Genomic DNA, 25,295 nt, shown 5'->3' with positions numbered 1-25,295 from the left:
CAAAGTGTGACCAGTCAACTACATTGTCAAGACCCTGCATAAAGTGGGAACGCTCTCACGCTCAACAAAAGTGAAAACTATATGGCTTTTTGAGGTTCGGCAGCCGACATCTGCCCGGCAGCGGGCAGGAAAGGCCATTTCGGTAAGCGCTTGCAGCCAGCGAAAGAGGGAGCCGGAAAAGGCTCGACCTGTACAAGGAAAGGCGACGGCCCCCGGCGGGGGGGTGACCGGGGGCCGTCTTCGGCCACGGGCTCGGGGGGAGGAGCCGGGGGCCGATCAGGAGGCGACAGTCTGCCACTGTCGAGGAGTATGTACCCCCCGAATCCGGTATTCACACATCTCAGTTCTATTTCAACCAAGTGCCTGAACAACCGGTGCCTGGACCTCGATCAGAGGCCTTCAAGCCAGTGCCACTGTCACACTGCTCAACAGTCTAACGGGAGAGCCGCCCACACGAAAGCCCGGGCCCCTCGGCGTTTCGAAAGCTCTGCTCAACTCCTTCCCCCCGGTCTCCTATGCTCGTCCCCATGGAGCACCTGGGGACGTCCCGCTCGGCCGCCTTCTTCGATCTCGACAAGACGATCATCGCGCGCTCCAGCACGCTTGCCTTCTCCCGGCCGTTCTACGCCGGCGGCCTGATCAACCGGCGGACCGTACTGCGCAGCGCCTACGCCCAGTTCGTGTACCTGCTCGGCGGCGCCGATCACGACATGATGGAGAAGATGCGCGAGTACCTGTCCGCTATGTGCACAGGCTGGGACGTCCAGACGGTCCGCGAAATCGTCGCCGACACCCTGCACCACATCGTCGAGCCGATGATCTACGACGAGGCGGTGGCACTGATCGCCGAGCACCACGCGGCCGGCCGGGACGTGGTGATCGTCTCCTCGTCCGGGGCCGAGGTGGTCGAGCCGATCGGCGCCATGCTCGGCGCCGACAAGGTGATCGCCACCCGGATGGTAGTTGCCGACGGCAAGTACACGGGCGAGATCTCGGTCTACGCCTACGGCCCGCACAAGGCCACCGCGATCACCGAGCTGGCCGCCGCGGAAGGCTATGACCTGTTGGCTTCCTACGCCTATTCGGACTCGATCACCGACGAGCCGATGCTGGCCGCGGTCGGGCATCCGTTCGCGGTGAATCCCGACAAGGCGCTGCGCAGGCTCGCGGTCTCGCGCGACTGGCCGGTGCTCGACTTCAGCAAACCGGTGGCGCTCGAGGAGCGCAAACGGCTCCGCGAGGTCCGTCGGCCGGCCGTCGCCGCGAGCCTCGCCGGCGTCGTCCTGGCCGCGGCCGGAGTGCTCCTGTACGCCGCCCGCCGGCGTGCCAGGCCGGCCGGAAGTTGAGGCCGGCTCCGTTCTTCTCAGCTTCATGAAGGTGGCGTTAGCCCTTCCCCTGAAGGGATCTGAAGAGTACAAAGGAAGCACAAAGGATCTTCGGATCCGGTAGAGAATCGCACGGCAACCAGGCACCCACGCGGCGACCAGCCCATCCCAACCGGGCAGCACGACCCCAGACTTCGGCCAACGCCGAAACCATGGGGCGGCAGACAAGGTGCACGCTTGGTAACCAGGATGTTGTGCTCGCGACGGCGCTCTCCCCGGAGAGCGCCGTTCGCAATTTCTGTTACTGGGCAGAAAGATTCAGCGGCGACCGTTCCGCCGACAGCGCCATCACTTCACAACTCCTCAGTAACCAGGCCTGTACGCCGACCAGCCCGCCGCCGGCGTAATCGCGCAGACCCTGCGCGTACGACCCGCCCAGCTCGAAGTGCCCGACCTCAGGCACGGTCACCGACAACGGGTCGATGCCACGAGCAACCAACAGGACATGCTCGGCCGCCCGCGCGACCAGCCCGTTGGCGACCGGAAACGGCCGGAGTACCGCGAGTTCCGCGTGCACGATCGCGGCCACCACCAGCCCCGGAGCCTTGGTCGGGACGGTCAGGGCCCGCGCCAGACCGTGCAGGCGCTCCCACATCTCGTCGGCGGGCGGCGCCGGCGGGAGGCCGGGGATGTCGTCCGGGATCGGCTCCCGACTGGTCCGCAGGTGACCCAACTGGTCTTCACTACCGAGTTCCACCGCCGCCAACTGGTGCAGTCTGGTCCAGACCTGTACCGGCGCGGTGTCGACGCGTGGCGCCAGGCTCATCAGCTCGCCCGTCATCCGGACAGCACCCGCAGACAGAGCGTCACCGGCTCCCCGGCGTACCTCATCCAAGGAAACCGAACTGCCGGCCAGCGCGGCGGACGCGTGGGCACCCCGGAGCAGTGCCTCGGCGGTCATGTCCGCGCCGACCTTCCGCAGCCCACGGTCGCGCAGCAGCACGTCGACCGCATCCCTGGCCGCCCGGGCCGCCGAACCGACCCCTTCGAGACTGGCCAGTGGTTCGAAGACGTCTGCGCTCATGGACCGCACTCTAAGATGCAGTCTCATGGCCGCCAGCACCGACTCCGCCGGGGTCCCGAGGTTCAGCATCGTGGTCCCGTGTCATGCGTCACGGGCCTGGCTGCGGCCGTGCCTGGATTCGGCGCTGAGCCAGTCGTGCGCGGACTTCGAGATCATCGGGGTGGACGACGCCAGCCCGGACGGCAGCGGGCGGATCCTGGACGAGTACGCCGCCGCCGACCCGCGGGTCCGGGTGCTGCACCTGAGCGAGAACGTCGGGCTCGGGCCGGCCCGCAACGCCGGGCTGAAGGAGTGCCGCGGCGACTACGTGCTCTTCCTGGACGCCGACGACGTCTACCTGCCCGGCTCGCTGGCCGCGATCGCCGCCCGGATCGACGACACCGGCCGTCCGGACATCGTGATGTTCGACTACGAGCGGATCTTCTGGGACGGCCAGGTGGTCCGCAACCAGCGGCACGACGCGTTCGCCCGGGAGGGCGCCGGCGTCTTCACCGCGGCCGAGCGGCCGGTCTTCCTGACCTTTCTCGAGGTGGTCTGGAACAAGGCGATCCGGCGCGACTTCCTCACCCTGCACGGCTTCGTCTTCACCGCCGGCTTCTACGAGGACGCGCCCTGGACGTACTCGACGATGCTCACCGCGCAGCGGATCGCGACCCTGGACCAGGTCGTCGTGCACTACCGGCAGCACCGCACCGGCGGCAACATCCACGCCACCGCGACCCGGCAGCAGTTCGACATCTTCGACCAGTACGACCGGGTGCACGCCTTCATCACCTCCGACCCGGAGCTGGCTGGCTGGCGGCGGTTCGCCTTCGACCGGTCGCTCGACCACATCCTGGCCGTGCTCGACAAGCCCGAGCGGCTCGCTCCGGAGGACCGGGCCGAGTTCTTCCACGCCGCCGCGGCCTTCGCCAAGCGGTGGAAGCCCGAGGGGTACGTGGTCGACAAGACCCGGCGCGGCTTCCGCCGGTGGCAGATCGTGCACGACGACTACGCGACGTACACGACCCTCAAGCTCAGTGCCAAGATGCTTGCCGTACCCAGCCCGCGCAAGGCGGTCGACAAGCTGCTGCACCGCGGCGACCTCGACCCCAACCTGGCCGTCTACGGCGCCTACTGGTTCAAGCAGTACGCGTGCAACCCGCGAGCCATCTACGAGAAAGCCGCCGAGCTGGCTCCCCAGTTGCGCGGCGTCTGGGTGATCGACGAGGAGCATGTCGACGCCATCCCGGAGGGCGTCGAGTACGTGGTGGCGGGCTCACCGGCGTACCAGAAGCTGGTCGCCAAGGCGACGTACTTCGTCAGCAACATGAACCTGCCGAAGGAGCTGGACAAGCGCGACGGGCAGATCCACATCCAGACCCAGCACGGTACTCCGCTGAAGACGATGGGGACCGATCTGCGCCACTACCCCCTGGCCGCGAAGGACCTCGACCTCGAGGAACTCATGCGGCAGGTCGACCGATGGGACTTCAACCTGTCGTCGAACCGGTACTCGTCGGAGATCTGGGAGCGCACCTACCCGGCCCACTTCGAGGAACTCGAGTACGGGTTCCCCCGCAACGACCGGCTGCTCAACGCGACCGTGGACGACGTCCGGGCGATCCGGGCCTCGTTCGGGTTCGACGACTCGCACCTCGTGGTCCTGTACGCGCCGACCTTTCGCGACGGGGTCGACTCGGTCCGTACGCCGTCCGGCCTGGTCGATCTGGGTGGCGACGGGATCCATCTCGACCTGGACCAATTGGCCGCGGCGGCCGGCGACCACGGCCGGGTGCTGGTCCGGACGCACTACTCGCTGTCGAAGCACCCGACCGCACACTCCGACCGGGTCGTGGACGCCTCGAGCCATCCGCGGGTCGAGGATCTGATGCTGGCGGCCGACGTGCTGATCTCGGACTACTCGTCGATCAGCTTCGACTATGCCAATCTCGATCGGCCGATCGTGCTGCTGGTCGACGACCTCGGCGCCTACGACAGCACGCGCGGAACATACTTCGACATCACGGCGTTTCCGCCCGGACTGGTGGCGAGGTCGCCGGAGGAGTTGCTGGCCGCGCTGCAGACCGGCGCGTTCGCGAAGGCCGAGGCGGCCAAGCACCGGCAGCTGTTCCGGGAGAAGTTCTGCGAGTTCGACGACGGACGGGCGGCGGAGCGGGTGGTCCGGCGGATCTTCCTCGGCGAGACCGAGCTGCCGCCGATCATCCCGCTCGCCGACCGGCACCCGGCGCCGTCACCTCACCAGCTCTGAAGTGAGCTGCGGCCACCGGTTGTGCATAATGGGGGCATGTCGAGCAGCCCGGTGATCGCGCGCGATCGCTTCGGCCTGCGACGACGAAGCACTGTCTGAACACCTCAACCCTGTTCCAGCTGCTTCTCTTCTCAAGGACTCTGCCATGTCCGCAGCGCTGTCTGCCCTTGCCATCAAGCTGTCCACCGCCGCCTCGGCCGCCTTCGGCGCGGAGTACGGCGGACTCGATCCTGAGCTCCGGGCCGCCACCAGACCCGAGTTCGGCCACTACCAGACCAACCTGGCACTCCGGCTCGCCAACTCACTGAAACAACCACCGCGGGCCATCGCCCAGCAGTTGGTGGAGGCGCTCGACCTGACCGGGCTCTGTGAACCTGCACAGATCGCCGGGCCAGGGTTTATCAACCTCACACTGCTGCCGTCGACACTCGCGGCGGCGGTCAACGAGCCGATCGCTTTCAAACCACGCGGCAAGAGGGTGGTCGTCGACTACTCGCAGCCCAACGTGGCCAAGCAGATGCACGTCGGCCATCTGCGGTCGACGGTGATCGGCGACGCCTTGTGCAACGTACTCCGGTCCGTCGGCTACGAGGTGATCCGGCAGAACCACGTCGGCGACTGGGGTACGCAGTTCGGCATGCTGGTCGAGCAGGTGCTGTTCGAGGACCTGGCGGTGGAAACCCTTGATATCGAGGGGTTGCAGCAGCTCTATCAACGGGCGCGGAAGCATTTCGATGCCTCCAGCAACTTCGTCGACCTGTCCCGGGCACGGGTGGTGCTGCTGCAGTCGGGCGATGCCGAGACGCTGGCGATCTGGCGGCAGATGGTCGAGGTGTCTCTCACCGAGTTCGACCGGATCTATGCGCAACTGGGGTCGCCGTTGACGCGGGCCGACGTGGTCGGCGAGAGCGCCTACAACGACCGGCTGCAAGGCGTGGTGGACGATCTGACGGCCGCTGGGTTGCTGACCGAGTCGGGGGGCGCGTTGTGCGCTTTCCTGCCGGGGTTCGCGGGACGGGACGGTTCGCCATTGCCGGTGATCGTGCGGAAGTCGGATGGCGGGTTCGGGTACAGCGCGACGGATCTGGCGGCGGTACGGCATCGGATCCACGAGCTGCACGCTGACCGGATCGTCTACGTGGTCGACCATCGGCAGGGGCTGCATTTCCAGCAGATCTTCGCGCTCTGCCGGGCGGCCGGCTGGCTGCCCGACGATGTTCCGGCCGAACACGTTGCCTTCGGCACCGTTCTGGGGACGGACGGGAAGCCGTTCAAGACCAGAGATGGCGGCACGGTCCGGTTGGCGTCGCTGCTGGACGGAGCGACGGCGCGGGCCCGGGCGTTGCTCGATGAGCGGGATGCGCTGGACGACGACGCTAAGGCGAGGGTCGCGGCCGCAGTCGGCATCGGGGCGATCAAGTACGCGGACTTGTCGAGCGACCGGATCAACGACTACGTGTTCGACCTCGACCGGATGGTCGCGATGACCGGGAACACCGGTCCCTATCTTCAGTATGCCCACGCGCGGTTGTCCCGGTTGCTGGCCAAGGCCGGCGAGGCTCCAACAAGCGTGACGGTGCTGGCAGAGCCCGCGGAGCAACGGTTGGCGCTGTTGCTCAGCGGGTTCGGGGACTGCATAGAACAAGTAGCCGAGACTCTGCAGCCGCACCGGCTCTGCACTTATCTGTACGAGGTGGCGGCCGCATTGTCGGCGTTCTACGAGACCTGCCCGGTGCTGAGCAGCGAGGGCGACGTGCGGACCAGCCGGATCAAGCTGTGCGTCGCGACCCGCACGGTGTTGCAGGATGGCCTGGGGCTGCTGGGGATCAGCGCGCCCGACGCGATGTGATCTGAGAGGGGCTCGCCGATGTTGCCGTGGTCCGCGGAGCTTGCCGGACGGTTCGACCAGACGATCTTCGACAGCGCGTTCCTGCGCGGCAACCCGCTGGGCGATCCGCACGAGCGGCCGGTGCTCGTCTACCTGCCACCGGGATACGACGAATCGGATCAGCGCTACCCGTCGATCTACGTGGCGATGGGCTACACCGGGCATCTCGGGATGTGGTTCAACCGGACGCCGTTCCGCCAGCCCTATCCGGAACTGCTCGACGCGTTGTTCGCGAAGGGCGACGTGCCGCCGGCGATCGTGGTGTTCGTCGACGCGTGGACGAAGCTCGGCGGCAGCCAGTACCTAGATTCGCCGGGCACCGGGCAGTACCACTCCTATCTGTGCGACGAGATCGTGCCGTGGGTCGACGAGCGGTACCGGACGATCGCCGATCGCGACCATCGGGCGATCACCGGCAAGTCGAGCGGCGGCTACGCGGCGATGGTGACTCCGCTGCTCCGGCCGGACGTGTTCGGCGCGCTGGCCACGCATGCCGGCGACGCGGCGTTCGAGGTCTGCTACCAGCCGGAGTTCCCGTTGGCCGCACGGCTGCTCCGCGATCGGTATGACGGGTCGTACCCGAAGTTCTTCGCCGACTTCGAGAGCCGCGCGGGGCGGACGACCGGCCAGGATCTGGAGTTCCTCGAGATGTACGGGTACGCCGCGGCGTACTCGGCCGAGCCGGACGGAACGGTGCTGCTTCCCTATGACGAGCTCGGCCGCACCATCCCGGAGGTCTGGGAGCGCTGGCTGAGCCGGGATCCGGTGCACATGGTCGCGACGGAGACCCGGTACGCCGAGGCGCTGGGGTCGATGCGAGCGGTGTGGATCGATGCGGGCAAGCAGGACGAGTACTACCTCGACTTTGGGGCGACGGCGTTTCATCGGGCGGCGCTGCAGGCCGGAGTACCGGAAGAGCGGTTGTACTTCGAGCTCTTCGAGGGCAAGCACGGCGGGATCGAGTACCGCTACCCGCTCGCCGTCGAGTGGCTCTGCCGGCAACTGACTGCGTGATCGGGTAAATGGGGTGCCGGGCGGTCGGCCCGGCACCTACCGTTCTGCGCATGGGGACGTTTCCGGAGTGGGTCGAGGCGCGGCCGATCGAGAAGACCGACGCGGGCGAGTGGGCGGCGTTGATGAACGACGTCCAGGTGACCGACCAGAACGGTGAGAACTACAGCGCCGAGGATCTGGTCGAGGAGCTCGGTGATCCGAAGCTGGACACCGCCCGGGACACGGTCGGCCTCTGGGCCGACGGGGTGATGGTGGCGTACGGCGTCGTCTACTGGCGCAAGAATCTGGTCGACGTCGACCGGCTCAACACCGACTCGGCGGTCCGGGGCGACTGGCGTCGCCGCGGGCTCGGGCAGGCGCTGCTGAGCTGGGAGATCGGGCGCGCTCGCGAGCTGCATCAGGAGCACCACCCGGACGTTGCCGAGGCGGAGCTCAACTCGACCGTGATCAGCACGAACGTCGGAGCGGCGGCGCTCTTCACCAAGCTGGGCTTCGACGAGTGCCGGTACTCGTTCACTTTGCAGCGCCCGCTCGACCTGCCGATCCCGGCTGTCGGCGTACCGGACGGGCTTCGGGTGGTGCCGTTCGAACCGGCGTACGACGAGGCGCTGCGGCTGACCCACAACGAGGTCTTCATGGACCACTGGGGTTCGACTCCGAAGGACGAGGAGACCTGGAAGGTCTGGTTCACCGGGTCGCGCGCGTTCCGGGCCGGGCTGTCGTTCCTGGTCCTCGACGACGAGCAGATCGTCGCCTACGCGAACGGCTTCGAGTACGACGCCGACACCGCGGCGACCGGCATCCGCGAGGTGTACGTGGGGCAGGTCGGTACGGTCCGGTCGCACCGCGGCCGCGGACTGGCCGCCGTGGCGCTGACGGCTCTGATGAGACAGGCCGCCGAAACGGGCTTCCAGCGCGCATCCCTGGGCGTCGACACCCAGAACCCCACCGGCGCCCTCAGCCTCTACGAACGCCTCGGCTTCAAGCAGCACACCCAGTGGACGACTTACCGCCTGCCGTTGACCTGATTCAGCAGTACGGAACAGCCCAGTCGTCGGTCTCGTAGTAGGCGGCGCTGACGTAGCCGGAAACGCTGATGGTGTGGTCGGTGATGTAGTACCAGATGCTGGTTGCGACGCCGCCGACCACGACGACCGGGCCATTGACCTTGCAATTCGCGGTGGTGGTGTGGGTCGGCTGGCAGATGCCTTTGCCCATCCCGCCCGTGCTCGCTGCTGTGCGGATGAGGACGGGTGACGTACACCGGCCGGGTGCTGACTCGACGGAAGCCGAAGCCGGCGCGGCGGTCAGTACCGCCGCGCCGGCTCCCGCGATGAACATGACTGCGAGGGTCTTGGTCATGCACTCACTGTCATAGCTCGACGGGGACTTCTTCAATCCTTTCGACCGCCGGTGAAGGGTTGCGTCGGTTCCACGGGCGGACGCCGAGCACGATGACAGTCAGCGTGAGCGCCGCGTAGATCGCGGAGCCGACGAAGGCTGCGTGCACACCATCGGTCAGGATCTCGCGGATGCGCTCGGCGGGGATCTTCGACGCGGCGTCCGAGTTGCGGCTAGCAGTACCGAAGATCGTGACCAGGATGCCGAGGCCGAGCGCGCCGCCGACCTGCTGCAACACGTTCAGCATGCCCGAGGCAGCACCCGCGTCCTGAGGCTGTACGCCGGCCAGCGCCCGGCCGGTGTTCGGGATGAACAGCATCCCGGCGCCGAACCCGAACAGGACCAGCGGACCGACGACGCCGCTGAGGTAACTGCTGTCCTCGGTGAGCCGGGTCAGCCAGACCATCCCGGCCAGGACCAGCACCGAACCGCTGATCATCAGCTTGCCGGCGTCGATCCGGCCGAGCAGCCGCGGCACGATCCGCGACGAGGCGAACAGCAGACCGGTCAGCGGCAGGAAGGCCAGGCCGGCCTGCAGCGGGCTGAACTCCAGCACACCCTGCAGATACTGGGTGAGGAAGAAGAACATCCCGAACATCGTGCCGACGACCAGCAGCATGGTCAGGTACGCCGCGACCCGGTCGGTGTTGCGGAACAGCCGCAGCGGCACGATCGGGTGGCTCACCCGGCGCTCGATCAGCACGAACGCGGTGAGCAGCACCAGGCCGATCGCGAACGCGCCGAGCACCTCGGGCGACGTCCAGCCGACCTCGGCCACCCGGATGAAACCGAAGACGATCGAGGTGATGCCGAGCGTCGAGGTGAGCGCGCCGGCGACGTCGAACTTGCCCTTCTCCGGCGCCGTCTCGGACAGCACCTGCCGGGCCGCGAAGACCAGGCCGATGCCGATCGGGACGTTGATGAACAGGCCCCAGCGCCAGGAGACCCAGTCGGTCAGCATGCCGCCGACGACCAGGCCGACGCTGGCGCCGCCGGACGAGACCAGGCTGTACAGACCCAGAGCCTTCAGCCGTTCCGGGCCTTCGCGGAAGGTGAGCATGAGCAGGGTCAGGGCTGCCGGCGCCGCGATCGCACCACCGATGCCCTGCAGGACGCGAGCTGCCAGCAGCAGCTCGGCGCTCGGGGCGAGGCCACCGAGCAGCGAGGCAGCCGTGAAGACGCTGACGCCGGTGATGAAGACGCGCCGGCGACCGAGCAGGTCACCGGCCCGGGCACCGAGCAGCAGCAACCCGCCGAAGGCGAGGGCGTAGGCGTTCTGGACCCAGGACAGGCTGGCGGGACTGAAGTCGAGCGCGTGCTGGATCTTGGGCATCGCGATGTTCACGACGGTGCCGTCGAGGATCACCATCAACTGGGTGACCAGGATGACTGCGAGGACTACCCCCGGCCGCCGCGCGGGCGAGCCGGTTCCGGCGCCGGCCGGCGCCGCGGTTGTTGCCGACATAGTGTGACTTGCTCCTTACCCCGAAGGGGCTACAGTTGTGCTGAGACGAAGTGGAGAGTTCCTCCGGATCCACCATACGGAGGCCCCCTCCGCTTTATCAAGGGATTTAGGGTGCGACTTTTCGTCGCGCCGTTCACGACACCTCGGCGAGGAGGGCCGGATGACCTCGACACCACTCCCGACGACCCGGCCTGCCCGCGCCGACGCCGCCCGGAACTACGACCTGCTGGTCACCGCCGCGCGGGAGGCGTTCGCCGAGCACGGGACGGACACCTCGCTGGAGGAGATCGCCCGCCGGGCCGGCGTCGGCATCGGCACCCTGTACCGGCGCTTCCCGAACCGGACCGCGCTGCTGGAGGCGGTCTACGTCGACGAGATCCAGCAGGTCTGCAACCGCGCCTACGGTTTCGCCCAGAAGCTCGGCCCGTTCGACGCGCTGGCCTCCTGGCTGCGCAGCTTCGTCGGCTACAGCATCTCGAAGAAGAGCCTGGCCGGGGAGCTGACGGTGGCCCTGGGCAAGGATTCGGAATTCTTCACGGCCTGCAAGGTGAACGTCCGCGAGGCCGGTGAGCTGTTGCTCGACGCGGCGAAGGCAGACGGCTCGGTCCGCCAGGACCTGCAGTTGATGGACATCCTGCGGCTGGTCGGCGGGATCACGATGGGCCGCGACATGTCCCCCGAGCAGGCCAACCGCCTGCTCGACATCGTCCTGGCCGGCCTCAAACCCTGATCGGCGTCACAGCTTTATCGGTGTGACGGCGTCCAGGTACGGCGCCGTCGCGTCAGCCTCGACGTACTGCAGCTGGTCCTTGGGCAGCGGCCACGGCACTGCGAGCTGCGGGTCGAACAGGTTGACCATCGTCCGCGGCGCCTCCGGTGTCCAGTGCGCGGCGAGCAGGTACGTGTAGACCGTGTTCGGCTCCAGCGTGCAGAACGAGTGCCCGCAACCCTCCGGCAGAAAGATCGCCTGCCCGGGCGTCAGCTCGAACGTCTCCAGCCGGCCGAACGTCGCTCCCTCGCGCAGATCCACGATCGCGGTGAACAGCCGCCCGAGCGCCGGCGAGATGTACCGATCCCAGGCCTCCGCGTGAATCCCGCGGGTGATGCCGACCTCGGTCGTGTAAGCCATGTTGTTCTGCACGAACTCGACCTGTGGGAACCCTCGATCGACCAGCTTCGCCTGCTGGAAGCTCTCCTTGAACCACCCCTGCGGAGTCTCGATCAGGTCCAGCTCGATCTGCAGGAGTCCCGGGATGCTGGTCTGCTTGACGCTCGGCATGGCCCGCAGCCTATCGGCGTACCTGAGGACGGGCCTGCAGATGCGCCTGGTCGGCCGCGGTCAGCCCGGCCTCCCAGCCGGCGCCGTTCGTGATCCGGGTCCGCCGCGTGATCGTGTCCGGGAACAGCTTGGTAAACAGCTTCTCCACTTGCTCCTCACGCCTGGTCAGCACCGGCAGCAGCCGATCGGCGTCGGCAGCCGGCACGGCGGCCTGTGTGGCGTCCGTGGTCGCCTGCAGCCGTTCGCCGATCCGTTGCGCGTAGGCCATCAGGAACGACTGCCGGAAGGAACGGGTGCGCGACTCGCCGCGCCTGCCGATGTGTTTGCCAGCAGCAAGCATCGCGCGATTCGCCTGGACCAGCAGCGACGTACTGAGCAGCTCGGTCAGTTGCAGGTCGAGCTCGGCGCCGACGATCGTGACGACGGCGAGCTGTTCCATCGAGACCGTGCGGCAACGGTTGGCGGAGGCGACTGCTCCGACGAGTTGGGCTTTCGCTGAAACATAAGGAGTTTCGACCCAAATCCGCCGGGCGCCCGAGTCGTCGGGCAGGTCGAGCCCCGGGTCGGCGTCCACCAGCGCCTGGTCGAGAGAGAACTTGGCCATCAACTCCTGCGCCTTGCCCGACAACGCCTCTGCCTCGTCGGGGAAGTCGGTCGCCTCGGCCTTGGCCAGCAGGGCTCTGATCCGCCCGAGCATCTTGTCGTTAGGTACGCCGGTCGCCGCCGCGCGCGCCTGCACCGGCGTACCGGGTAGAGGGAACAGTCTCGCGAGCCCGGGCAACGACTGGAGGAAACCCGCGATCGTGAGAGCCGTGTGGAGAGCGAGATAGCGGCCGAGCCGTTGCTCCGAGGCCCACGGGGTCAGTTGCAACTCGGAGTACGGCGCGTCGATCCCGAGGTCGAGCAACTGATCCAGCCAGCGCGGATCGACCTCGTGATAGGCCCGATGCTCCGAGGCGATCACCGCCAGCAGCAACGGCTCCACCCCCGGCTCCAACCGGCGCCGCGCATGCTGAACCACGTCGCCGGGCGTCCAGCCACGCTCCCACGCAGACCGGATCAGCTTCCGCAGGAACTCCTGCAGGACGCGATCGACCTGCGCTTGGTCGCGCTCGTCATACCCACCGAGGCGGGCCAGGAACGCGTCCGCCTCCTCGTGGTTGAGCACGACGGCAGCGGCCGCCGACGGCAGCAGGTGCAGGATCTCGGAGTCACTCACGCGGACGAGTTTGTCACCCGAGCCCAACCTCGCGCAGGCCGCGCCTTCAGTCCTGTGGATAACGGTCGATCGGCAGACCAAAGGCTGGGAACAGGCCCGGGTTGTGGAACGCCATGACGGCGGAAATCCCGGTCTTCGTCAACGTCAGCAACTTGACCGAGTGCGCATGGAAGATCCCGTCGCCGCCACGCACGTACATGGCAAACGCAGGCTGCCCGTTGGCCGCGGTCTCCACCAGGATCCGACGCCCTTCCCCGCGCAGGAGCTTCGTCGCCAGCAGGGCCAGTACGTCGTCCCGCCCGCTGAACCACGTCGGGATGGGTGGCATCTCCCAGCGGGTGTCCTGCGTCAGCAGGCCCTCCAGCGCCACGAGATCAGCCTTCTCGAACGCCTTGGCGAACTGGTCGAGCAAGGCCCGGCGTACCGGCTCGTCCGGCTCGCTGAAGTCGTCCTCGGCCGGCGCAAGCTTGGCCATCTCCGCACGGGCCCGCTGGAGCGAACTGTTCACAGCAGCAGTCGTTGTCTCGAGCAACCCAGCTACCTCGGACGCCTGCCAGGCAAGGACATCCCGCAGGATCAGTACTGCGCGCTGCCGCGCCGGCAAGTGCTGCAGTGCCGCCACCATCGCCAACCGGAGGCTCTGCCGAGTCCCCACAACCTGCGCCGGGTCAGTGCTCAGCAGGAGATCCGGGAACGGCTCCAGCCAACTGGTCTCCAGCGACTGCGACTCGATGTCGTGCGGGTCGACCCCTGGAGCCCCTAACGCCGACGGGACCATCCGACGGCTGCTGTGCTGCAGGGCGTTCAGGCAGACCCGGGTAGCGATCCGGTAGAGCCACGTCTTGACCGAGGAGCGCTGCTCGAAGTCGGCGAACCCTCGCCACGCGCGCAGGTACGTCTCCTGGACCGCATCCTCCGCGTCATGCAGCGACCCGAGCATCCGGTAGCAGTGGGCGACCAACTCACCCCGGTACTGCGCGAACTCGTCCTCCAGGTTCATCCCAACTCCTCCGCCGGCTCCAGCACCACAACGCCGGTACTACGTCGCACAGCGATCCCTAGGCCAGCCAATGCTCCCAGCAACGACAGTACGCCGCAGACTGCCAGCGCCCGGGCGAAGCCGGTCTCGAAGGACTCGTATCCCCCGGCTGCCGCGAACACGGCCGCCAGTACTGCGACACCCACCACTCCGCCCAGTTGCCGCATCATGGCGTAGATACCGGACGCCATGCCGACCGCCTCCCGGGGTAGGGAGCCGATGCTGGCGCTCTGGGTCGCAGGCATCGCCAGCGAGACTCCACAGCCGGCGACGATCAGGGCCGGCACCAGGTCGGAGTACTGGACTGCGCCCTTGCTGGCCTGGCTGATCCAGAACATGCCGACTGCTTGCAGGAGCAGACCGGTGAAGACCAGTGGACGTTCGCCGATCTTGTCCACCAGGCGTCCGGCGATCGGCGCGACGAGGAAGAGGGTGGCTGTCCACGGCAGGAGTTGCAGCCCGGCCTTGAGCGGGCCGGAGCCGAAGGTCGCCTGCATGAACTGGGCGAGGAAGAAGACCGCACCGAACAGCGCGGCCGTGAGGAAGAAGCCGGCCGCGTTACCCGCCGAGAAGGCGCGCGAGCGGAAGTACTTCAGCGGCAGCATCGGCTGTGGAGCGCGGCTCTCCCAAGCCAGGAAGCCCAGCAGCAGAAGGGCTCCCGCGACGAAGGAGCCGAGGACCTCCGGACTCGTCCAGCCCGCCACCGCGCCACGGACGACACCCCAGACGATGCCGAGGACCGCAAGCGTGATCAGGGCAGCACCGCGCAGATCGAGCCGGCGGACGGCACCCCGGCTCTCCGGGATCTTCGCGAGGACGAGCGGGATCGCCACCGCGCCGATCGGCACGTTGATCCAGAAGATCCACTGCCAGGCGAGACCTTCGGTGACGGCGCCGCCGATCATCGGGCCACCCAGGACGGCCAGGCCGGTCAGCCCGCTGAAGATGCCGATCGCCCAGCCGCGCTGCTCGGGTGGGAACGCGGCGCCGAGCAGACTCATCGCCAGCGGCATCACGACCGCCGCGCCTACGCCTTGGACCGTACGGGCCGCGATCAGCAGGGGCACCGAGGGAGCCAGCGCGCAGGCGATCGAGGCGATGGAGAAGAGGGCGAGGCCGCCCGCGAACGTCCGGCGCCGTCCCCAGCGGTCCCCGATCGCCGCCGCCGTCATCAGCAGCATCGCGAAGCTCAGGCTGTAGGCGTTGACGGTCCACTCGAGCTGCTCGACGGTCGCGCCGAGGTCCTGCCGGATGGTGGTCAGCGCGGCCGCCACCACCAGTGCGTCGAGCGCCACCATCATCGCGCCGATCGCGGTCAGCCCCAGTACCCAGCGCTGCTCGCCGGTCGTACCGATCTTGCTGTTCACGTGTCCTCCAGGAATTCGCTGTCACAGGTACTGACAACCCGGAAGGCCCGAACTCATCGCTGCGATGAGTTCGGGCCTCCTGAACTGTCTGAACCAGTGACAACCTCTGAAGGAGAGCAACCATGGCTACCGCAGTGTTCCGCTACCGCACGAAGCCGGAAGCAGCCGACGAGAACCTGATCCTGATCGAGAAGGTCTTCGCCGAGCTGACCGCCGCCGCCCCGCCCGACCTGACCTACGCCAGCTTCCGGCTGGCCGACGGCGTCACCTTCGTCCACGTGGTCAACGGCGAAGGCCTGCTCGACCTGGCCGCCTTCCAGGAGTTCCAGCGCAACCTCGGCGACCGCTTCGACGGCGACCTGGTCCGCGAGGAAGCCACCTGCATCGGCGCCTATTCGGCCTAGACGGACGCTGCTCCGTCGATGACCAGGACCTGGCCGTTGATGTTGGTCTGGTCGAGCAGGAGCATCCGGACGACCGGTACGACCTCCTCCGGCTCGGTCAGATGACCGGTGGGGGTCCGCCGGACGATCTGGTCGAGCTGGGTCTGGCCGAGCACCGCGGACATCTCCGAGGCGAAGAAGCCGGGCGCGACGGAGTTGACCAGCACCCGGCCGCCCAGCTCGCGAGCCATCGACCGGGTCGCCGCGTCCATGCCGCCCTTCGTCGCGGAGTACGCCACCAGCCCCGGGTAACCGCGCTGTGCGCAGATCGAGGTCACGTTGACGATCCGGCCCTTCAGGCCCTTGGCGAGGAGCCGACGGAGGACGAACCGGGTGAGTACGAGCGGCGAGGTCAGGTTCGTCTGGATGATGCCCGCGAGCTGCTCGGCCGAGGTGTGCACATGCAGTGAGTCCTGGCCGACGGCAGCGTTGTTGACCAGCCCGTCGATCGGCCCGAGCTTCGCCTCGACCTCCTTGACGAACGCCTGCGTCGCCTTGGCATCGTTCACGTCCACCGAGCCGACATGCAGTTCATCCGGGTACTTCGTCGCCAGCGCCGTCAGCTCGGCGGTCACGGTGCGGGCGAACGCGGCGACCTTCACGCCGGACGCCAGCAGGTCGGTGACGATCGCCAGGCCCAGCCCGCGCGAACCACCGGAGACCAGCACCACCGAGGACGGCGGCACTGCAGTCGGCTCAGACATCGCTTTTCAACGTCTCCTTCTGCGGGATCTCATCGAGGAGCTTGATCCGCCGCGGTACGCCGTAGTCCGGCAACCGATGCGAGCACCACTGGACCAGGTCGTCGGCGGTGATCGGCCCGAGAGCGGGATTGGCCACCACCTCGGCGGCGACCATCCGGCCGACCAGCGGCGCCTTGCGCGCGAAGACCCGTGCCCAGGCGACGCCGGGGTGGGCCAGCAACACACTGCGGACCACACCGGCCGAAACCTTCGAACCGCCGACGTTGATCTCGTCGCTGTCGAGCCGGCCGGTGATCAGTACCCGGTCGCCGGCGAACTCGACCCGGTCGCCGGTATGGACCGCGCCGTCCATTCCCGCGCCGTGGTGCGGAGAGGCGATGACGAGCTCGTCGCCGACGACCGACAGCGTCGGACGTTCGTCGTTCGGCTCGCGATCCAGCCAGGCCTTGGGGAATCCGGCCTTGCCGTCGTGCACGACGATCGAGGCGCCGACCTCGGAGGAGGCGTAGATCCAGGAGATCCGGGCTTTCGGGAAGAGCTCGTGCAGGCGGTCGAGGATCGTCTGGTCGACCGGCTCGCCGCCGAGGGTGATCTGCTCGAGCGGCACCTTGGTGAGGGCGTCGGTGTCGCGGTAGATGGTCTGCCGCCAGAAGGTCGGCGTACCGGAGGCTGCGGTGACACCGTGTTCGGCGGCGATGGACGGCCAGATCTCGAGCTCGGACGGCTCGATCACGACCAGGCCCTGGTCGGCCTGGGTCAGCGAGATCGTCACGACCTGCCACCAGGCGTAGGTGCCGGGCGAGTACGGAAGCAGCCAGGTGCGGGGTTGCTGCTGGTTGGTGACCGTGGTGAGCGATTCGAGGGTGTGGCCGATCCGGGTCGGGCGGCCGGTCGAGCCGGAGGTGAGCAGCCAGGCGCGGCCGGATTCCTCCACCCGCTTGAGTTTCGCGGGCTCGACGGAGTGCTCGTCGCCCTTCGCGATCACGATCGCGAAGCCGGAGTCCGCGAGCTCCTCGCGCATGCTCAGGTCGACCCGCGAGGTGGTCGCGACGAGCAGCTCGGTGCCGTGCACGGCGTGATGCCGTACCGCGGCCAGCGCGTCGGCGCCGTTGTCGACCAGGACCGCGGCCGGCGACGGCAACTGCGGCAGTTTGTGCAGGGTCCGCCACGTCACCGTCTTGCCACCGGCGACGACGGTGTTGTCGTCCCCGATCAGGGCAGTGGACCGGCGCCGCGTGGTCACGCCGACTGGAGCTGCTCGATGAAGTCCAGCACGTCGCCGACCTTGGCGATCTGACGCAGCCCCGGCGCGTCGAAGTTCAGCTCGTCGCCGATCTCGTCCTCGACCCGCAGCGCCAGCTCGGAGAAGTCCAGCGAGCGGAAGCCGATCTCCCGCAGGTCGGCGCCGTCATCAGCCGGCAACGTCTTGCCCTGCGCCGTCAGCACCGCTCCCATCAGGTCCCGGATCTGCTCCCGCGTCAGCTCAGCCATGACCACAGAGCCTAGCGTCTGTGGACCGGGGTCTGACACGGTCTACTGCACCTCCGGGGCTGGATCTGCGGTTGGGTCGGCTGCGGCGTTCGCTGGGGTTCGGTCTGCTCGGGTGGCGGGGGTGCGGGAGAGTTTTCCGCGCAACCGCCGGAGGCGGTCCCGGATCTCCCAGCCGATCAGCGCGATCATCGGAGTGGCGGCGGCGAGCGCGGCAAGCAGAATCTCCTCGACCGGCATTCCCGCGATGTGCTGGGCAGGCATGAACGTGACCTCCCGTGCGCTGTGTGACGGACCAGGGGGAGTTCGCCTACTCAGTGTAGGCGTGCGCCGTCGCCTGGTAAACGGCTCATACACTGTTGACCGCTTATCAGCCTTTGCTGTGACAGCAGTTGTGAAGTGCAGGGAACTTTTCGTCGTCCGGGGCTCTCTTCCGTATGCGTGGACGCGACTGAGAGGACCGGGATGACGAGACCAGGACGAGCGATGGGGCTTGCCTCGCTGGCGAGCCTGCCGGTGCTGCCGCTCGCTTGGTTCATCGCGCTGCAGGACCACAAGCCGTGGATGTCGATCGCCTATCTCGGCTACCTGCTGCTGGTGATCGCCGTCCCCGGCACGCTGTTCTGGCGCCGGCTGACCGGTGGTACCGGTTGGTTCGCCGTCGACGCCGCGCTCGGCACCTCGTTCGGCCTGGCCGTCGAGGCACTGATCTACCCGATCGGCCGGTACTTCGACATCCCGCTGGCCGCCCTGCTGATGCCGGCCCTCGCGTTCGGGGTCTATCGCGGCGTACCGCGCAGCAAGCTGCCGGTGAAGCCGACGCCCTGGTGGGCAATGGCCGGTGTGATGGTCGCCGTCGGCGTGGTCGCGGCCTGGTTCGTCCGGGTCGGCTCGCAACTGATCCCCCTGGACGGACCGGCGGCACTGCGGTCCGACTCGGATGCAGCCCGCAACCTGTCGCTGGCCGGCGAGCTGGCCCATCACTTCCCGCCGCAGATCCCCTACGCGTCCGGCCGGCCGCTGACGAGCCACTTCGGCGTCTACGACCACCTGGCGTCGGCGCACTGGATCACCAGCATCGAGCTCGACGTGCTGACGCAGCGGATGGCGCCCTTCGCCTTCCTCCTCTTGACCGTGCTCGGCGCGGCCGCGGTCGGCGTAGTACTGACTGGCCGCTCGGTGGCCGCTCCGATCGGTGCTGGGCTGACAGTGGCCGCTGGGGATCTCGCTGCCTGGCCGTGGGCGGTCGACGCGCGCCTGTTCAACGACAGCCCGTTCTCGATGGGCTGGCTGACCAACCCTTCGCAGTCGTTCTCCACTGTGCTTCTCCTGCCGCTGATAGCAGTTACTGCGTTGCTGCTGCGGCGCAAGCCCACGCAAACGCGGGCACAGGTCATCGGGATGCTGGTGGCGGCCGCAGTACTGATCGCGGCGCTCTCTGCGACCAAGGCGTCCGCACTACCCGTGTACGCCGCTGGGCTGGCTGCTGCGTGGATCTACCTCACCGTGCGAGCCCGCCGCCTCAACCTGCGCGCTCTGGGGCTCGGGGTGGCGGTCGCGGCTTGCTACGGCTTCACCTTCCTCGTCGTACTGCGCGGGAAGCCGTCCGGTATCGAGTTCCATCCGGCACGGACCTTCCGGCACATGATGGATGTGATGACCGCGCGGCACACGACTGCTGCGCTGGTGGTGATCGCAGTGGTTGTGGTGCTCGGCTGGCTGTTGCCTGCTGTGGGTGCCGTGTTGATCCGGCGGCGGGTGCCTCGCGATCCGATGGTGCTGTTGCTGCTGGTCAGTCTGGTCAGCTCGGTCGTCGCGGTGGGGCTGCTGTACGACAGTGGGCAGACGCAGGTGTTCTTCGTGCGTACCGGCGTCATCTACGGTGTCCTGCTCGCGACGTGGGGGCTGGGGTCGCTCGAGCGGAAGCAGTACTACGTTGCCGCGCCGGCGTTGCTGATCGGAGCAGCGGCGATCTACTGGGGTCGCTACCGGTCGGAGGACTCGTGCAGTAGCGCGAACTGCTTCGGGCAGCCGATCGTGGTCGCTCTGGTCATCGCTGTCATCGGGGTCGGCGTTCTTTGCTTGCTGTTCCGGTTGAAGCGGCAACTCTGGGCAGTGGTCGCGGTGTCGGTCGTGCTGGGGTTGACGGTGTCGCCGACGCTGGGGTCGCTGAAGGAGTTCGCGTCGCCCGCGCTGACGGCGTACGAGTCGATCGCGCCGGGTGGGATCGAGGCGGCTCGCTTCATCCGGCGCAACTCCGGACCGGGCGATCTGATCGCTACCAACGTGCACTGTCGCGAGGCGGGGGTCGATCGCTGCCTGACCGGGTCGTACTGGATCGCCGGGTACGCCGAGAGGCGGGTGCTGGTCGAGGGCTGGGCGTACACCCAGCGGGTCGACGACAGCTATGTGGCGGACTCCAAGGTGCAGGGTGGGTTCTGGAATCCGGAGCGCCTACGACTCAACGACGAGGCGTTCACCGCGCCGACCCGCGAGGTCCTGGAGACGCTGCGCACGCAGTACAACGTCCAGTGGTTGCTGCTGGACGAGCGCCTCGCAATACCCCCCGTAGCCCTCGAACGCCTCGCAGAACTCCGCTTCCACTACGGCTCAGTCCGCGTCTACCAGCTCTACCCCAGCCCCACCAACACCCTCCCCTGCCCCACCCAAACCCCCTCCACCTTCCCCACCGGCACCCAAACCCCCGGCAGCCAGCCATCCACGCCCGGCGGCTTCCCGACATCCCAGCCCCCGAGCGGCCCGCCCTCATCGCAGCCCCCAGGCAGCTTCCCGACATCACAGCCGACCGGCAGCTTCCCCACCTCCCCAACTCCTGGCGGGTTCCCTTCGTCTCAGACGCCCGGCTTTCCGACCGGGACGCCGACGCCGGGTGGAACGCCGTCGCCGAACCCGTGTGTGTCTCAGCCGACCCGGGGCTCTACGAGCCAGACTCCCGGCGGCTTCCCGTCCTCGCAGACACCGGGCGGTTTCCCGTCCTCGCAGCCGACCGGCAGCTTCCCCACCTCGCAGCCGACCGGGCTACCCACCGGAAGTCAGACGCCCGGTGGGTTCCCGTCGTCCCCGCAACCCAGCGGGGTACCGTCATCCAGCTTCACGCCGTCCACTCCGCCAACCAGCGGTCGCTAGCCGAGGGTTGGAAGCGGCAGGCTCTGGTTTGCGGCTCGGTCGAGGGCTGTTACGGAGTACAGGTAGTGGTGGCCCTTCTGGGCGGTGGCGTCGACGTAGGTGGTGCCGCGCAGGGTGGTGAGCAGGTTGCGGGCGTCTGTGTCGGCGCACCAGTCGCCGGCTGTCAGGTCGCGGCGGTAGATCGCGTAGGAGGTGCTGTCAGCTGAGGTTGGCTTCCACTGGAGGTGTACGCCGGCCGAAGTACGGGACGAGCGCAGTGCGTGCACCGGCAGTGGGGCTCGCGAGTCGAGTGAGGGCATCGCGGGGACGAGCGCCGGGCGCGAGTACCAGTTGTTGTTGAGCAGCGTCGTCGCACCGAGTCGATCCGCCCGGACGTCCTTGGCAGAGAAGTAGATGTCGCCCTTCACCTCCGGCACCGTGCTGTTGAACGCCAGGTGATCGCTCAACTCGGCCGGATCGGACCAGTCGGGCGACTGCGTCGAGGTACCGACCTTGTACGTCGCCTGCCCGATGTACAGATGCACGTCGGTACCGCGTACCTGCTCCGCCCACCACGGCACGATCTTGTTGTAGTCGGCCGGCGCGAACCCACCCGCCCAGTAGACCTGCGGCACGATGTAGTCGATCCACTCCTCCCGCACCCACCGCCGCGTGTCCGCAGCAAGGTCGTCATAGGTCTGTACGCCGGCAGTGCTGTCCGATCCCAGCGGATCCGTCCCCTTGTTCCGCCACACCGCGAACGGCGAGACACCGAACTTCACCCACGGCTTAGCCGCTTTGATCCGCTGCTGGAGCTCCTGGATCAACAGGTTGATGTTGTTCCGCCGCCACTCGGCCACAGTCGGGAAACCTGCCCCGTACTGCGCATAGGTCGCCGCATCGTCGAACACCTGACCAGCAACCGGATACGGGTAGAAGTAGTCGTCGAAGTGCACGCCATCGAGGTCGTAGTTCGAGACGGCGTCCATGATCGCGTCCTCGACCAGCTTGCGCGCGGCCGGGATACCCGGGTTGTAGTAGAGCTTCCCGCCGTACGTCACCACCCAGTCCGGGTGCAGCCGAGCGGGATGCGTCGGGACCAGTGCGTTGAGGTTGGTGCCCATCGAGAGCCGGTACGGGTTGAACCACCCGTGCAGCTCCAGGTTCCGCTTGTGCGCCTCAGCGACAGCAAACGCCAGCGGGTCATAGCCGGGGTCTCCACCCTGCGTACCGGTCAGGTACTGCGACCACGGCTCGACCTTCGACGGCCAGAAGGCGTCAGCGGTCGGGCGGATCTGCAGGATGACCGCGTTGTGGTGCTGCCGGACCGCATCGTCGTACCAGCCGAGCAGTTCGGCCTTCTGCTGCTCAGGGGTCAGCCCGGTCCGCGACGGCCAGTCGATGTTCACCACGGACGCCACCCAACTCGCGCGGAACTGGCGCAGCGGAGTGCTCGGGTTCGGAGTACAGGCTGCAGCGGCGTCCGGGGCCGCGGCCGTCGCAGTACCGGTAAGGGCGCCGGCCACCAAGCAGGCTGACGCGCCGAGAAGACTCATGATCCGCCAGACTCTCATGTCACTCTCCGACCGATTGCCCAAAAGAAGTGGAAAAATAGTTACACAGTTGGGCCGGGCGTAGAAGAGGTCGGTACGGTTGGGCCATGCTGCGCGAGGCCACGGACGATGACGTCGACACCATCCGGGCACTGCGCAACCAGCAGGCCAACCGGGACGTCAGCATCACCACGCACGAGATCTCCGCCGAGGAGCACGCCGGCTGGTGGGCCAAGGCGAGCGTCGATCCCAGCCGCCGGGTGCTGATCTACGAGCGCGACGGCCGGACCGCCGGGGTGGTCAACTTCTTCGACCTTCAGCAGAGCACCGGTGCTTGGGGATTCTTCCTCGACGCCGACGGCCTGGCCGAGACCGGCGAGACGCTGCCCGCCTGGATCGAGGTGATGAAGGAGGCCACCGGCTACGCCTTCGACACCCTCGGCCTCGACGAGCTGACCGGCGAGGTACTCGAGCACAACACCGTCGTCCGGCAGATGAACCGCCGGTTCCGCTTCACCGAAGGCGAGCCGGAGCTCCGGTACGCCGACGGCCGCGAGCTCACCGTGATCCCGATCAAGCTGGCCGGAAAAGACCGCCGCAAGCCGAAGGAGCCCAGATGAGCGCCACCCGGACGATCGACTTCGGCGGCGTCCCGATCGGTCCGGAGCACCGGCCGTTCGTGATCGCCGAGATGTCCGGCAACCACAACGGCGACTTCGAGCGGGCCAAGGAGATCGTCCGCGCGATGGGCGACACCGGCGTCCAGGCGCTGAAGCTGCAGGCGTACACGGCGGACACGATGACGCTCGACGTCGACCTGCCCGCGTTCCGGCTGCCAGGCGACCACAAGCTGTGGGCCGACCGGCACCTGCACGAACTGTACGAAGAGGCACACACGCCCTGGTCCTGGTTCGAGCCGCTGTTCGAGCTGGCGAACTCGCTCGGCATGGTCGCGTTCGCCTCGCCGTTCGACCAGACCGCGATCGACCTGCTGGAGAAGCTGGACGTCCCCGGCTACAAGGTCGCGTCGAACGAGATCGGCGACCTGCCGCTGGTCCGGGCGATGGCGGCGACCGGGAAGCCGATCATCATCTCCACCGGCTCGGCGACGCTGACCGACATCGACGCGGCCGTCCGCGCCGCCCGCTCGACCGGCAACGAGCAGATCGTCGTACTGTCCTGTACCGCGAGCTACCCGGCCCCCGCCGACCAGTCGAACCTGCGCGGGATTCCGGTACTCCGCGACGCGCTCGGCGTCCAGGTCGGCCTGTCGGACCACACGATGGGCATCGGCGCCTCGATCGCCGCGGTCGCCCTCGGCGCCACCGTCATCGAGAAGCACGTCACCCTGTCCCGCGACGACGGCGGCGTCGACTCAGCGTTCTCGCTGGAACCGCAGGAGGTCAGGGCCCTGGTCGAAGGCACCACCATCGCCCACGAGGCACTCGGCGAACCGATCATCGGACCGAAGCAGGCCGAGCAGAACGTACTCCGCTTCCGTCGCTCCCTCTACGTCACCCGCGACGTCAAGGCCGGCGAGCGCGTCTCCCCCGACAACGTCCGCTCAGTCCGCCCCGCCGGCGGCCTCCAACCCGACGCCTTCGCCACCGTCGAGGGCCGCCCGTTCCGGATCGACGCCGTCGCAGGCACCCCGCTGACCTGGGATCTCCTGTAACTGCCTAGAAGGGCTTGGTTGTGCTCGTCTCTGTTGTGGTGCCGTGTTATCGGTCGGGGGCGACTTTGCCGCGGCTGGTCGAGGATCTGACGCAGGTGTTGCCGGGGGCGACCACCGGGTTCGAGATCGTGCTGGTGGTGGACGGGAGTCCGGATGACACCTGGCAGGTGGCCAGTGAGTTGGCCAACAAGTACGGCGAAGTGCGGGCTATGCGGCTGGCTCGGAATTATGGGCAGCACAATGCGTTGATCGCGGGAGTTCGGAACGCCCGGTACGAAGTCGTCGTGACGATGGACGATGATCTGCAGCATCCTGCTGATCAGGTGCCGGTGTTGTTGCGGGCGCTGACGGATGACGTCGACCTGGTGTACGGCGTACCGGCCGAGGAAGAGCACGGGTTTGCGCGGAGCTTCTCGTCGCGGCTGGTGAAAGGGGCGCTGGCGTCCGCGATGGCGGTGCGGGACGCGCGGTCGATCAGTGCGTTCCGGGCGTTCCGGACTTTTCTGAGGGATGGGTTCGACGGGCTGGACGGGCCGCACGCGTCGGTGGATGTCGCCTTGTCGTGGTCGACGACGCGGATCGCGCAGACGACGGTACGGATGGAGGCTCGCGCGGACGGGCAGTCCAACTACACGACCTGGATGCTGATGAAGCATGCGCTGACGCTGATCACCGGGTACTCCGTGGAGCCGCTGCGGCTGGTCGGGTACCTCGGGTTCATCTGCGCGGTGTTCGGCGTCGGGCTGTTCGGCGTGATCATCGTCAAGTACGTGACCGGCGCGACGACGGTCGCCGGGTTCACCACGATCGCGTCGATGGTCGCGCTGTTCTCCGGCGCGCAGATGCTCGCGCTCGGCGTACTGGGTGAGTACGTCGGCCGCCTGCACTCGGGGTCGATGGGCCGGCCGACGTACGTGATCCGCGAGCGCACCGACGTGGACGCCCATCCGGACATCAAGCGTGAGGCTGACTGA

Annotated in this window: 23 protein-coding genes; 11 read left to right on the top strand and 12 right to left on the bottom strand. The window is 67.7% G+C overall.

Translation table 11 applies throughout. From position 1 onward, the window contains the following. Positions 1 to 515: 515 nt before the first annotated feature. On the top strand, positions 516 to 1,346 hold the full coding sequence (locus tag ACIA12_RS23715) for an HAD family hydrolase (protein WP_396369210.1): 831 nt from the start codon (positions 516 to 518) through the stop codon (positions 1,344 to 1,346). Positions 1,347 to 1,626: 280 nt separating this feature from the next. Here ACIA12_RS23715 and ACIA12_RS23710 read toward each other — a convergent pair whose 3' ends face one another. Beyond that, entirely contained in the window at positions 1,627 to 2,409 is a 783-nt protein-coding gene (locus ACIA12_RS23710; RefSeq protein WP_396369209.1) for a cell filamentation protein Fic, read from the bottom strand. Between the two features lie 25 nt (positions 2,410 to 2,434). On the opposite strand from ACIA12_RS23710, the gene ACIA12_RS23705 reads away from it, so the two are divergent. The 4 genes from ACIA12_RS23705 (at position 2,435) to ACIA12_RS23690 (ending at position 8,590) form a co-directional block, all read left to right on the top strand. After that, positions 2,435 to 4,660, top strand: coding sequence for a CDP-glycerol glycerophosphotransferase family protein (locus tag ACIA12_RS23705; protein ID WP_396369208.1), 2,226 nt, complete (start codon positions 2,435 to 2,437; stop codon positions 4,658 to 4,660). A gap of 145 nt (positions 4,661 to 4,805) precedes the next feature. Beyond that, the gene (gene argS, locus ACIA12_RS23700; RefSeq protein ID WP_396369207.1) at positions 4,806 to 6,509 is read left to right on the top strand and encodes an arginine--tRNA ligase; all 1,704 of its coding nucleotides are present in this window, start codon (positions 4,806 to 4,808) and stop codon (positions 6,507 to 6,509) included. A gap of 18 nt (positions 6,510 to 6,527) precedes the next feature. After that, positions 6,528 to 7,562 carry an alpha/beta hydrolase gene (locus ACIA12_RS23695; RefSeq protein ID WP_396369206.1) on the top strand — a complete coding sequence of 345 codons (1,035 nt, stop codon included), beginning with the start codon at positions 6,528 to 6,530 and terminating at the stop codon, positions 7,560 to 7,562. Positions 7,563 to 7,612: 50 nt separating this feature from the next. Further along, positions 7,613 to 8,590, top strand: coding sequence for a GNAT family N-acetyltransferase (locus ACIA12_RS23690; protein WP_396369205.1), 978 nt, complete (start codon positions 7,613 to 7,615; stop codon positions 8,588 to 8,590). 1 nt (position 8,591) lies between these two features. On the opposite strand, the gene ACIA12_RS23685 is transcribed toward ACIA12_RS23690, so the two are convergent. Then, positions 8,592 to 8,924, bottom strand: a complete 333-nt coding sequence (locus ACIA12_RS23685; RefSeq protein WP_396369204.1) for a hypothetical protein — start codon at positions 8,922 to 8,924, stop codon at positions 8,592 to 8,594. A gap of 10 nt (positions 8,925 to 8,934) precedes the next feature. Then, positions 8,935 to 10,428, bottom strand: a complete 1,494-nt coding sequence (locus tag ACIA12_RS23680; protein WP_396369203.1) for an MFS transporter — start codon at positions 10,426 to 10,428, stop codon at positions 8,935 to 8,937. Positions 10,429 to 10,588: 160 nt separating this feature from the next. Between ACIA12_RS23680 and ACIA12_RS23675 the strand changes: the two genes are divergently transcribed. Beyond that, the gene (locus ACIA12_RS23675; protein WP_396369202.1) at positions 10,589 to 11,158 is read left to right on the top strand and encodes a TetR/AcrR family transcriptional regulator; all 570 of its coding nucleotides are present in this window, start codon (positions 10,589 to 10,591) and stop codon (positions 11,156 to 11,158) included. A 6-nt stretch (positions 11,159 to 11,164) separates the two neighbouring features. On the opposite strand, the gene ACIA12_RS23670 is transcribed toward ACIA12_RS23675, so the two are convergent. The 4 genes from ACIA12_RS23670 to ACIA12_RS23655 are packed head-to-tail and all read right to left on the bottom strand — an operon-like array spanning position 11,165 to position 15,332. Beyond that, complete coding sequence (locus tag ACIA12_RS23670) at positions 11,165 to 11,707, bottom strand: dTDP-4-dehydrorhamnose 3,5-epimerase family protein (protein ID WP_396369201.1); 543 nt, start codon at positions 11,705 to 11,707, stop codon at positions 11,165 to 11,167. Between the two features lie 10 nt (positions 11,708 to 11,717). Further along, complete coding sequence (locus ACIA12_RS23665) at positions 11,718 to 12,926, bottom strand: DUF2786 domain-containing protein (RefSeq protein WP_396369200.1); 1,209 nt, start codon at positions 12,924 to 12,926, stop codon at positions 11,718 to 11,720. A 46-nt stretch (positions 12,927 to 12,972) separates the two neighbouring features. Beyond that, positions 12,973 to 13,926 (bottom strand): sigma-70 family RNA polymerase sigma factor, encoded by a 954-nt coding sequence (locus ACIA12_RS23660; protein ID WP_396369199.1) that lies wholly within the window; start codon positions 13,924 to 13,926, stop codon positions 12,973 to 12,975. Then, a complete protein-coding gene (locus ACIA12_RS23655) occupies positions 13,923 to 15,332 on the bottom strand; it encodes an MFS transporter (RefSeq protein ID WP_396369198.1) in 1,410 nt (469 codons plus the stop codon). Before ACIA12_RS23655 ends, ACIA12_RS23660 begins: the two co-directional genes overlap by 4 nt. A 122-nt stretch (positions 15,333 to 15,454) precedes the next feature. Here ACIA12_RS23655 and ACIA12_RS23650 point away from each other — a divergent pair, with 122 nt between their 5' ends. Further along, positions 15,455 to 15,736, top strand: a complete 282-nt coding sequence (locus tag ACIA12_RS23650; protein ID WP_396369197.1) for a hypothetical protein — start codon at positions 15,455 to 15,457, stop codon at positions 15,734 to 15,736. Here the strand turns inward: ACIA12_RS23650 and ACIA12_RS23645 are convergent. Genes ACIA12_RS23645 through ACIA12_RS23630 form a run of 4 tightly spaced genes read right to left on the bottom strand, consistent with a single transcriptional unit; the run spans position 15,733 to position 18,231 of the window. Next, positions 15,733 to 16,479 (bottom strand): SDR family NAD(P)-dependent oxidoreductase, encoded by a 747-nt coding sequence (locus ACIA12_RS23645; protein WP_396369196.1) that lies wholly within the window; start codon positions 16,477 to 16,479, stop codon positions 15,733 to 15,735. The genes ACIA12_RS23650 and ACIA12_RS23645 overlap by 4 nt on opposite strands. Next, on the bottom strand, positions 16,472 to 17,722 hold the full coding sequence (locus ACIA12_RS23640) for an AMP-binding protein (protein ID WP_396369195.1): 1,251 nt from the start codon (positions 17,720 to 17,722) through the stop codon (positions 16,472 to 16,474). Before ACIA12_RS23640 ends, ACIA12_RS23645 begins: the two co-directional genes overlap by 8 nt. After that, complete coding sequence (locus tag ACIA12_RS23635; RefSeq protein WP_343967549.1) at positions 17,719 to 17,970, bottom strand: acyl carrier protein; 252 nt, start codon at positions 17,968 to 17,970, stop codon at positions 17,719 to 17,721. The genes ACIA12_RS23640 and ACIA12_RS23635 overlap by 4 nt, the downstream gene beginning before the upstream one ends. Positions 17,971 to 18,012: 42 nt before the next feature. Then, positions 18,013 to 18,231, bottom strand: a complete 219-nt coding sequence (locus ACIA12_RS23630; RefSeq protein ID WP_396369194.1) for a hypothetical protein — start codon at positions 18,229 to 18,231, stop codon at positions 18,013 to 18,015. A gap of 201 nt (positions 18,232 to 18,432) precedes the next feature. Between ACIA12_RS23630 and ACIA12_RS23625 the strand changes: the two genes are divergently transcribed. Continuing rightward, a complete protein-coding gene (locus ACIA12_RS23625; RefSeq protein ID WP_396369193.1) occupies positions 18,433 to 21,114 on the top strand; it encodes a hypothetical protein in 2,682 nt (893 codons plus the stop codon). Here the strand turns inward: ACIA12_RS23625 and ACIA12_RS23620 are convergent. Then, positions 21,111 to 22,667: a glycoside hydrolase family 10 protein gene (locus tag ACIA12_RS23620; protein ID WP_396369192.1), complete on the bottom strand. Its 1,557-nt coding sequence runs from the start codon at positions 22,665 to 22,667 to the stop codon at positions 21,111 to 21,113. The two genes, ACIA12_RS23625 and ACIA12_RS23620, sit on opposite strands and share 4 nt — an antisense overlap. A gap of 86 nt (positions 22,668 to 22,753) precedes the next feature. Here ACIA12_RS23620 and ACIA12_RS23615 point away from each other — a divergent pair, with 86 nt between their 5' ends. The 3 genes from ACIA12_RS23615 to ACIA12_RS23605 are packed head-to-tail and all read left to right on the top strand — an operon-like array spanning position 22,754 to position 25,295. Beyond that, the gene (locus ACIA12_RS23615; RefSeq protein ID WP_396369191.1) at positions 22,754 to 23,266 is read left to right on the top strand and encodes a GNAT family N-acetyltransferase; all 513 of its coding nucleotides are present in this window, start codon (positions 22,754 to 22,756) and stop codon (positions 23,264 to 23,266) included. Then, positions 23,263 to 24,321 carry a pseudaminic acid synthase gene (gene pseI, locus ACIA12_RS23610; RefSeq protein WP_396369190.1) on the top strand — a complete coding sequence of 353 codons (1,059 nt, stop codon included), beginning with the start codon at positions 23,263 to 23,265 and terminating at the stop codon, positions 24,319 to 24,321. The genes ACIA12_RS23615 and pseI overlap by 4 nt, the downstream gene beginning before the upstream one ends. A 20-nt stretch (positions 24,322 to 24,341) precedes the next feature. Beyond that, a complete protein-coding gene (locus tag ACIA12_RS23605; RefSeq protein ID WP_396369189.1) occupies positions 24,342 to 25,295 on the top strand; it encodes a glycosyltransferase family 2 protein in 954 nt (317 codons plus the stop codon).

This window comes from Kribbella sp. NPDC051620, assembly GCF_044453825.1.
Classification (GTDB): domain Bacteria; phylum Actinomycetota; class Actinomycetes; order Propionibacteriales; family Kribbellaceae; genus Kribbella.
Note: the sequence above shows the minus strand (reverse complement) of the source record. Positions and strands in the feature narration are given on the sequence as shown.